This is a genomic window from Streptantibioticus silvisoli, from assembly GCF_027947535.2.
In the GTDB taxonomy this organism is placed as follows: Bacteria; Actinomycetota; Actinomycetes; order Streptomycetales; family Streptomycetaceae; genus Streptantibioticus_C; species Streptantibioticus_C silvisoli.
In genome coordinates this window covers 21,554-28,979 of sequence record NZ_JAAGKO020000076.1, presented here as the reverse complement: position 1 = coordinate 28,979, position 7,426 = coordinate 21,554, and the positions used below count along the sequence as shown (strand labels likewise).

Genomic DNA, 7,426 nt, shown 5'->3' with positions numbered 1-7,426 from the left:
CCAAGCAGCGGGCGATCTGGGGCGGGCGATCCCACTGCACGAGCAGAACCTCACCGACCGCACACGCATCCTGAGCCCAGACCACCCCGACACCCTCACCTCCCGCAACAACCTCGCCAGCGCCTACCAAGCAGCGGGCGATCTGGGGCGGGCGATCCCACTGCACGAGCAGAACCTCACCGACCGCACCCGCATCCTGAGCCCAGACCACCCCGACACCCTCACCTCCCGCAACAACCTCGCCTACGCCTACCAAGCAGCGGGCGATCTGGGGCGGGCGATCCCACTGCACGAGCAGAACCTCACCGACCGCACACGCATCCTGAGCCCAGACCACCCCGACACCCTCACCTCCCGCAACAACCTCGCCTACGCCTACCGGGACGCCGGCCGCCCCGACGACGCCACCACCCTCTTCGAACAGGTCCTCGCCGACAGCGAACGGCTCCTCGGCGCCGACCATCCCGACACCCTCACAGCCCGCGCCAACCTCGCCACCACCTACTGGCGTGCCGGCCGTCTCGAGGACGCCATCCCTCTCGAGGAGCAGGTCCTGGCCGACCACGAACGCCTCCTCGGCACCGACCACCCCAACACCCTCACCGCCCGCGCCAACCTCGCCACCACCTACCGGGACGCCGGCCGCCCCGACGACGCCACCACCCTCTTCGAACAGGTCCTCGCCGACCACGAACGCCTCCTCGGCACCGACCACCCCGACACCGTCAGTGTGCGTATCGGGCTTGCCCTTTGCTATGGCAGGGCCGGTCGGCTCGAGGAGGCGATCCGCGTTCAGCAGCAGGTCGTCGCCTTCCTGGAGCACGCGAGTGGCTCCGATCCTTCCGACAGCCTGCCCGCCCGTGTCCAGCTTGCCCGCTGGAGTGCGGAGGCGGGGCATGACGAGGCCGCCCGACGCCTGCTCGAGGTGGCCGCCGCCGACTGCGAACGTATCCATGGCGCCGACCACCCCGGCACCATCGGTGTTCGCTTCCTCCTCGCCTTCTCCTACGGCAGGACCGGTCGACTCCAGGAGGCGATCCGTCTCCAAGAACAGGTGGTCACCGCCTTGGAGCACACCAGCGGCCCCGACCACCCCAACACTCTCGGCGCGCGGGGCAACCTGGCCCACTGGCTCGGGGAGACGGGTGACACCGAGCGGGCGATCGTCGTCTTCGAGGGGCTGCTGGCCGACAGTGCGCGGGTGCGCGGTGCCGGCCACATCGAGACGGCGATCGTCTCAGCACGGCTCGCCCACCACCGGGGCGCAGAAGGAGGCGGTGAGGAGGCGGTGCGGGCCGTGGAGGAACTCGAGCGGCTGGCCACCCGCTGCGGGGAGGAGTTCGGACCCCACCACCAACGGACCCTGGGCATCCGCCGGCTCCTGGCCCTCAGCCGCGCCCACACCGGCGACCACCGGGCAGCGGTGGAAGACCTCACCCGACTCGCCGCCGACTGCGAAACCCACCACGGACCCCACCACCACACCACCCGACAAACCCGCACAACCCTCGAACACCTGACCGGACAGTAGACACGACCCCACCGGCAATCCGGCCCCCCGACGGCCGCATACCCCACGGCGGTGGGGCGGTGGGGCGGTGAGGTGGTGAGGTGGTGAGGTGGTGAGGTGCAGGCGAAGCTCCAGGCCGGCCGCGGGTGCCGCAACCCGCAGGCACAACCGGACACGGTCGGCAGGTGACCAGCTGCTCCCGGATCCGACAGATGCCGGATCCGGGAGCGGCCCGGGTACATCCGCGGGTACACACACCGGTACACGCGCGAGTACACCGGCAGGTACACGCACCGGTACACGCCCCCGGACCGGCGACCGCCCCCTCGCTCACTGACCCCTGACAAGTGATCTTGACCGTTTGCCAGGTGAGTTTGACTTGCCCTGTCTCTCTATCCGTGGACAGTTCGGAGACCTCCGCGCAGGTAGGCCGACGTCTTCATGCTCAAGCGGCTCCTGCGAGGATGCAGCCATGGATGATGCAGATCTCCTCGAAGCGCTCCTCCTTTCCCTGGCTAGCGAGGAGAGTGTGTACTCGCGCTGGTGCTGGAGTTCGGGAGCTGATCTTGCGCACCATGTCCGCGAGCTCGCGACGACCGCCGAAGCTGACTGGGCTCATGAGGCGGTCGTGGGCGCCACTGGACCGACCACTCTCAAGGAGATTGAGGCGGCCCTTCGTCCGGTCACGCGCGACACCGCAGCCGGGTTGATGGTCAACCTCTCCACCGACAGCCTGGTGTTCCCGGGGCATCCGCGGCGCGACCTCGCCCACGCAAGACGGGCTGTGACGAAGGCGATCTCGATTCTGGGCCCGGGGTCGGAGTGGTTCTCCAACATCGACGGTCTCTGGGAGAGCGGACGCGCATGGAATCCGGTCACCAGGCACACCTTCGACGGTGTAGTCGCCGGCCGGGGAGCCGGATTCGTTGTCGTGCTCCTGCAGGTCGGCGAGGACTGAAAGCCTTGCTGGACCACGCGAAGGTCCTGAGACTCCCGGACTCGCCCGGGAGAAGGCATGATCGCCCGGGTCAAGCGGATTCGTCCTCGACTGCGTCCGGGTTCTCGTAGAGGGCCAGCTCTGCTTGTTGCGCGCGAACGTTTCTGCCATGGCATCGGGGTGAACAGGCACTGCGTGGGCTGACTGCGGGCCGGATGAACTGGGCTCCGCAGCCGGGGCAGGGCAGGACTTGTTTCTGGTCCGGGAGGATGCCGTTGCTGGAGGGTGCGCTCTTCAGGAGGTCGTCTCTGCGTCGGCATCGGGCCGAGCACCACCAGGGAGCCGGGCCGGCCTCGACGTTCGGTCGGGGCAGGCGGCCGCAGTACTCGCAGAGCAGGAGGTCCGGTGGCGGTGGTGGCGGGCGTTCCAGGACTTCTCGAAGTTCAAGGGGGTCGCGTCCGGTTGCGGCGGCGAGGCGGGACCAGCTGAGGGTGCCGCGGTAACGGGGTGGGTCGCAGAGGCAGGTGTGCAGGTAGCCCGGCTTGAGGTAGTTCGCCGTGGCCAGGCGATCGATGAAGGACTGGGCGCCTTCGCAGGGCCGGGGAAAGACCTGGATCGGCAGTTCCACGATCCGCAGGACCAGCGGGACTCGGCTCACGTTCTGGCCTGCCTTGGCCGAGGGGCCTGCGTGGTAGCCGTGACGTCGAGAGGAATGGCTTCGAGTTCCGCTCGGGTGATCTTCTCGGTGCCGGTGAGGATGGCGTCGATCGCGGCTCCGCGGATCTGGTGGGAGAGGGCGCCGATCATGCCGCCGGTGCGGTCGTGGAGGTAGCGGTCCAGTTCGGCGAGGGTTCCCGGCTTGTGGTGGTGCAGCAGCAGGGTGTCCTCCATCGTCTTGACCAGGCCCTTCCACTCGTCGTTGTAGGGGAAGGGGTGGGTCGGGATGAGGGTGAAGCGGCCGGCGATCTGGGCTCTGCGGGTGCCCGAGAGGATCGAGCTGTGCTCGATGTCGATGCCGGCGTAGATGAACGTGGCGGGGATGCGCTCGGAGAAGTACTTCAGGGTGTCGGAGACCTCGGCGCCCTGGCGGGTGCTCAGGGAGATGTTGTGGACCTCGTCAACGATCACGAGGCCGGTGCGGGCGGTGGTGCAGACGCCGACGACGGACTCGATGATGTCGGTGGTGTTGAGTCGGCGGTGGACCGGCAGGCCCAGGAAGCGCGCGAACTCCGCGGCGATCATGCGGGCGGTCGCCGCGGGCGGGACGGTGATGTAGAGGACCGGGATGCGGCCGTGGGCGTCGGGGTGGACCTGGCGGTCGTTGAGCTCGTGCGCCAGGCCGAGTTGGGTGAGCGCGATGGTCTTCCCGGTGCCGGCCGGGCCGGAGACGATCAGGCCCCGACGGGCGCTGATGGCGTGCCGGTTCAGCATGACCAGGCGGCGGCCCGTAGTGACGGTGTGGCGGACCGTGGAGGTGGCCACGACCATCAGGCGGGCGTGGTGGTCGATGCGCAGGTCGTCCAGCTTCAGGCGGGTTGCCTTGGGCAGCTTGGCGTACGACTTCGGCGACGGCGCCGGTATGTGGGGTGGCTTCGGACCGCCGGCCACGAACCGGCGCCAGCCGTCCTTCGTGGTCAGGTGCTGCCCGGCGTCGTCGGTGTCCGGCAGCGTCATCGTCGTCTCCAGGGATCTTCGAGCGGGTCGAACAGGCCGAGCGGGATCACGTCGGCGAGCTTCTCCTCGGCCTCCGGCTCGGGTGCGGGGGCGGGCTCGTCAGTGGCCTGAGCGGGCAGCGGGGTCGACGGCCCGGCCGCCTTGGTCCGGGCGGCGACCCGGCGGTCGCGTCTGGTCGCCTTCGGCTTCGGTTCGCCCGCCGGTCCGGCGTGGGCCCGGGTCAGCAGGGAGGCGACGGCGTCAGCGATCTCCGCCTCCGTGGAGCCGGGCATCTGGTGGCTGACGTGGTCCCAGGCCAGATCGCCGAACGGCACCGGTGCCCGGTGGAGCTGCTTCCAGGTCGCCTGGATCCACCGGCGCCCGTCGGTGCGGTGGTCGCGTACCCAGATCTGGGAGACGTCGTAGGGGTCGCGGTGGACCTCCCAGAGCCCGCGCTTGGCGCGGATCCCGGAGTCCTGGCGCCGCAGCGGAGTCAGGTCGGGGCTGTCGTAGATGCGGTTCTTGACCCGGATCCCGTAGTCGTTGACCGCTCGCCAGTCCGAGGGCAGCAACTCGACGTAGTCGTCGCCGGTGAGCGCGACGGGGACGTAGCCGCATGCCTCGACCAGCGCCGCGTACTTCTGGTTCGGCGTGAACAGCCGGCCCGGGTGGGCGGGGTCGCGCAGGCCGTCGTGCGGCCGGTTCTGCCAGTGCGCGACGATCCACTCGTCCAGGAGTTCCTGCAGTTCCAGCAGCGACCAGATCCGCTCGCGCTCCGGGTGACGGCTGCGGTGGTCCGCGCTGCGGCCGGTGTAGCCGGGCAGGAACTGGACGAACAGCGTCGCCACCGAGCCCAGCATCGACTCGATGTGTCCCTTCTCGAAGCCGGAGCCCTTGTGCGCGGGCTGGAAGTCGATCTCCAGGAACCGGCAGGACGATTTGAAGTTCCGGGAGATGAACGCCTTGCCGTGGTCGCAGACGATCATCTCCGGGACGATCACCGGGCGAGCCGCCGCGTGCTCCAGGCGCTCGTCCAGGCTCAGCAGCCGGCGGTGCGGCAGCACCGAGCGCGACATCCTCAGCACGTCCGCCCAGCCGGGCCGCATCAACTCCGGGGTGACCGTCCGGGCCAGCAGCACGCTCGCGTCGACCGACTTCGTGGTCGGCCGCAGCACCGCCGCGGTGAGCGTCCTCGTGGCCACGTCGATCATGGCCGTGAGCTCGACCCGGCCCGGGACGCCGTCATCCAGCAGGACCATCACATCCAGCGGGGTCGAGTCGATCTGCATGACCTCGCCCGGGGCGAACGCCGGGAGCTCGCCGAACGGGGCCTTCGCCCCGTGGGCCTTGGAACGGCGGGTGCTCGCCGCGCTGAAGGTATGGGTGCCGTCGGTCAGCTTCGCCAGCAGCCGGTAGAGGGTGCGCTCGGAGGGCACTTCGAGATCCTCGGTCCCTGAGGTCTCGCGCAGGATCTCCCCGGTCCGCCAGAGGATGAACGACCCCGTCCGGGTGGAGGCGTCGACGGCTTCGCCGATGGCCGTGCGCATCGCCGTCACCACCCGCTCGTCCACCGAGCCGAACTCAGGCCGCTTCGCGGCCTGGCGGTGATCGACCAGGCCCAGCACGCCCTCGGCCTGGTAGCGGCGCCGCAGGTTGGCGACCGCGCTGGCCGACACCTTGGTCCCGGCCGCCGTCAGCTCAGCGGCCTTGGCCCGCTGGCGGGCCGTCAGCGATCGATCCAGACCGTACTCCGGCCGCGGTGTGGTGTCCGGACCGGCCTCCGGGGGCCGCCCGTGCAGCACTTCGAGGATGTGCCCCTCCCACCACAGCGCCTTCTCGACCGCTTTGGCCGGGAACGTCTCCAGCCGTGACGAGGCCGGAAGCGGCATCCGGACCGGGATGTCGATGACGGCGAAGTCCGCTTCGCCCGTCAGGTCCTCCACCGCCACGACGCGCTGGCCGGCCTCCGTGTCCGTCAGCGTCACCGTCCTGGCCGTCACGCCCACCACGGCACGGACCTGCGCGGCGAAGCGCACCCATGCGCCGACCTGGATTCCGACCGGCCGCTGCAGCCCGCTCATCGTTCTCCCCTCGTCGTCACGACGAGGCTGTCGGACGACAGCAGCCCGCCCTCAAGATCGGCACTCAGCACGCCGGACCACAGCAGGTGGAACAGCACCGGCAGCACCAGCAGCGGGTCGCCGACCCGCTCCGCCCCGGGACGCAGCGGGGCCGGCTCCTCGAACACCCGCAGCAACCGCTCGGCGACGTCCGCTCGCGCGCAGCGGCGCCGGCGGTAGCGCGACAGCCACCGTATGTTCGCCATCAGCACCGGATCCGGCTCGCCGACGCGGGCGAACTCCCAGCCCACCGCCCGGCAGGCCCGCTCCGTCTCCTCGAACGACTCGGCGGCCGCCCGGTCGATCCGGTCACCGGCCCGCACGTCAACGACCCGGCCCCGGCCGTCTCCCAGCCGCACGAAGAAGTCGGGCGCGTGCCGACGACGCCGCTTCCCGTCGTGCCAGTGCAGCCAGAACGGCTGCGACGCGATCCCGACCACGTCGGGATCGCGGTCCAGCAGGATCAGCCGATCCCGCTCCAGCCACGACTCGTAGCCCACGTGGGCGCCCGCCGTGGTCGAGTAGTACAGACCGGCGAAACTCTCCCCGCCCTTGGCCCAGCGGAACTCCCGGACCGGATCGGCCGCCTCGAACCGACGGTTCCAGCCCTGGCCCAACGGCAGCCGATGACGCTGCCCGGACTCGACGAAGTCCAGCTCAAAGGCCGACAGCACGGCATCGCCGGTACGCCAGCGCGGCACCAGCCACGGTCTCCCCCCACCAGACGAGACCCACCGGTCAAGATCAAGTGGCAGAAACCTACTGGTCGTCAAGATCACTTGGCAAACGAACAAGATTGCCTGTCAGAGGTCACCCATTCCCGCATCTCGGGGGAACCTCACAACCTCACAACCACCCCGTCCACCTGGGAAAACAGGCTGTGAGCCTCACAGCCTCACAGCCCAACCTCACAGGTCGCAGCAGGGCTGGCGTGGCTGGCAATCCAGCCGCTCCCGGACAAGCCGCGCGGGCCCCGCCCCGGCGGCCGGCACGTCCGCCGTGCCGGTGCCCGAGGCATCGGCAGACGCCAGACCCCAATGCTGGTTCCGCCGGCGCGCTACGCAGTCGCTGGCTGTCGTCCGTCCCACGCCGACCCACTCCTCGACCCGGGCCAGCGGCAGCTTCTCCCACTGCCCGCCCGGCCTCCCTCACGATCAGCCGCGACACCTTGCGCACCGCCCGCTCGCGCCGACGACCCAGGCCGCC

General features: G+C 70.1%; 6 protein-coding genes. 2 read left to right on the top strand and 4 right to left on the bottom strand.

What is annotated here, in order from left to right:
• Nucleotides 1-1,531: tetratricopeptide repeat protein (locus POF43_RS31475; protein ID WP_282704885.1), on the top strand; the 1,531-nt coding region annotated here is incomplete at its 5' end.
• 451 nt (nucleotides 1,532-1,982) lie between these two features.
• Nucleotides 1,983-2,468, top strand: coding sequence for a hypothetical protein (locus POF43_RS31470; protein WP_271323214.1), 486 nt, complete (start codon nucleotides 1,983-1,985; stop codon nucleotides 2,466-2,468).
• Between the two features lie 70 nt (nucleotides 2,469-2,538).
• Here the strand turns inward: POF43_RS31470 and POF43_RS31465 are convergent, their stop codons facing one another.
• Genes POF43_RS31465 through POF43_RS31450 form a run of 4 tightly spaced genes read right to left on the bottom strand, consistent with a single transcriptional unit; the run spans nucleotide 2,539 to nucleotide 6,921 of the window.
• Complete coding sequence (locus POF43_RS31465) at nucleotides 2,539-3,075, bottom strand: hypothetical protein (RefSeq protein WP_271323213.1); 537 nt, start codon at nucleotides 3,073-3,075, stop codon at nucleotides 2,539-2,541.
• A 26-nt stretch (nucleotides 3,076-3,101) separates the two neighbouring features.
• Entirely contained in the window at nucleotides 3,102-4,121 is a 1,020-nt protein-coding gene (locus POF43_RS31460) for an AAA family ATPase (protein ID WP_271323212.1), read from the bottom strand.
• On the bottom strand, nucleotides 4,118-6,181 hold the full coding sequence (locus POF43_RS31455) for a Mu transposase C-terminal domain-containing protein (protein WP_271323211.1): 2,064 nt from the start codon (nucleotides 6,179-6,181) through the stop codon (nucleotides 4,118-4,120). Before POF43_RS31455 ends, POF43_RS31460 begins: the two co-directional genes overlap by 4 nt.
• The gene (locus tag POF43_RS31450) at nucleotides 6,178-6,921 is read right to left on the bottom strand and encodes a TnsA-like heteromeric transposase endonuclease subunit (RefSeq protein WP_271323210.1); all 744 of its coding nucleotides are present in this window, start codon (nucleotides 6,919-6,921) and stop codon (nucleotides 6,178-6,180) included. The genes POF43_RS31455 and POF43_RS31450 overlap by 4 nt, the downstream gene beginning before the upstream one ends.
• Nucleotides 6,922-7,426 lie beyond the last annotated feature (505 nt).

Bases quoted from the DNA above. Each gene is read 5' to 3' on its own strand.
- POF43_RS31470 (WP_271323214.1), top strand. From the start codon at position 1,983: ATGGATGATGCAGATCTCCTCGAAGCGCTCCTCCTTTCCCTGGCTAGC.
- POF43_RS31460 (WP_271323212.1), bottom strand. From the start codon at position 4,121: ATGACGCTGCCGGACACCGACGACGCCGGGCAGCACCTGACCACGAAG.
- POF43_RS31455 (WP_271323211.1), bottom strand. From the start codon at position 6,181: ATGAGCGGGCTGCAGCGGCCGGTCGGAATCCAGGTCGGCGCATGGGTG.